Raw genomic sequence first — 1,703 nt, forward strand, 5'->3', positions numbered from 1 at the left:
AAGAAAGTCTTGAAGAACTTTTTTCTATAGAATGTGAAGGTTTTTTTGAAAGTTTAGAACAAGATTTATTTTCTTTAAATACTTTAACCAATGCTTCATCTCATCCAAGCACCCCTACAACTTTTAATTTTCATCCTAATGTTTTAATCGATCAAGAAGCTATTTTAAGCATCCATAATCCTTATGAGAATAATACCTTAAACTTTGATAACAATAAAGTAATAAACTATAAGGGAATTATCACTTATATAAAATATCTAGGTATTAATCATGAAAGTGCTTTAAATATTAATGATAGCGCTTCAAATACTAAGCAAATAAAATACAAGCATTTTTTTTCTTTTAAGCTTCAATCAGTCTTGATAAGACTTTCTTTAAATAAAGCCAATCGTATTTATACTCATACTAATATTATAGAAGTGATTAAACAAACCCTTGGTTTTTATCAAGATATCTTACATAAAGAAATTGATTATTCTAATATACATTTTAATTATGAAAAACAAGAACTCATCTCTCAATACAATGAAAGTGATTTAGACTTTATTACAAGATTAAGCCATAATAATGGAATCTTTTTTTATGAAGATGAGAACACTATTTATTTTTGTGATGTGTATAAAAATGTAAAAAATAAAGAAATTGAGTATAATCCTAATATTAATAATATTTTAAATCAAGCTTGTATTTCTTCTATTTATAAAGAACAAAGTTTAAGAACTAATTCTTTTACGCATTCTAGTATTAATGCCAATACTCCTTTAAATCTTTTATCTTTACATTCTAATAAAGTTCCTTATGAACAAGAACTTAATAACAAAGCTTATTATAATGAACATTTTTATGAGAGTGAATATTCTTTTACAAAAAGCATTGATTTAAAGACTAAGCCTTCTCTTAAAGAAAAAAGAGCCTTAGTATTAAATGAAAGCTTACTAGCAAAAAGTAATATTTATCATCTTAGTTTAGGAGATTTTATCACTTTAAATTATAAGGAGTTTAATCATCAAGAAGAAATAAAAAATCAAGATGAAGAAAAACAAGATAAAGCTTCTTTGCTTAAAGACTTTATTATTATTGCTAATACTCAAATCTTAATTGATGATGCCATCTTAGCTAATTCTATTAATACGAATGATCATTTAAATTTAAAAGATTTAAATTTAAGTAAATCTTATTCCAATACTTTAACTTTATTAAAAAAGAATATTATCTTTACTCCAAGTTTTAAAGTTAAACCTAAAGCTCCTAATAGCACTCAAGGTATTGTTATAGGAGAGAGTAAGGATATAGAAAGTGAGAGAAATACTATTTATACTGATGAATATGGAAGGGTTAAGGTAAGGATTAATCTTTATGCCAATCAAGAAGAATTAGATAATGATACTTTTATTGCAAATGATATAGATACAAATTCTTCTAATTTATCAAGCAATACTTACAAATCTTACCATCACACTCCTTTTTTAAGAGTAGCTTCTAGTATAGCAAGTAATCATTCAGGTTTTTTTCATACTCCAAGAATAGGAGATGAAGTGATTATTTCTTTTTTAGATGATGATATAGATAAACCTTATGTGAGCTCTAGTTTGTATAATGGGACCAATCCAAGTTTAGTAAATCTTCCTTTTAATGATCATCAAACTTCTCTTTCTTCTAAAACCATAGGTGTTAATGAAGAAGGTTATAATGAACTTACCCTC

1 protein-coding gene is annotated in these 1,703 nt (G+C 25.2%); it reads left to right on the plus strand.

Annotated features, from left to right (window positions below):
* Positions 1–1,703: contractile injection system protein, VgrG/Pvc8 family (locus AJN58_RS04375; RefSeq protein ID WP_261665676.1), on the plus strand; the 1,703-nt coding region annotated here is incomplete at both ends.

Origin of the sequence: Campylobacter sp. BCW_4321, assembly GCF_001763075.1 — a bacterium.
Taxonomy (GTDB): Bacteria; Campylobacterota; Campylobacteria; order Campylobacterales; family Campylobacteraceae; genus Campylobacter_D; species Campylobacter_D jejuni.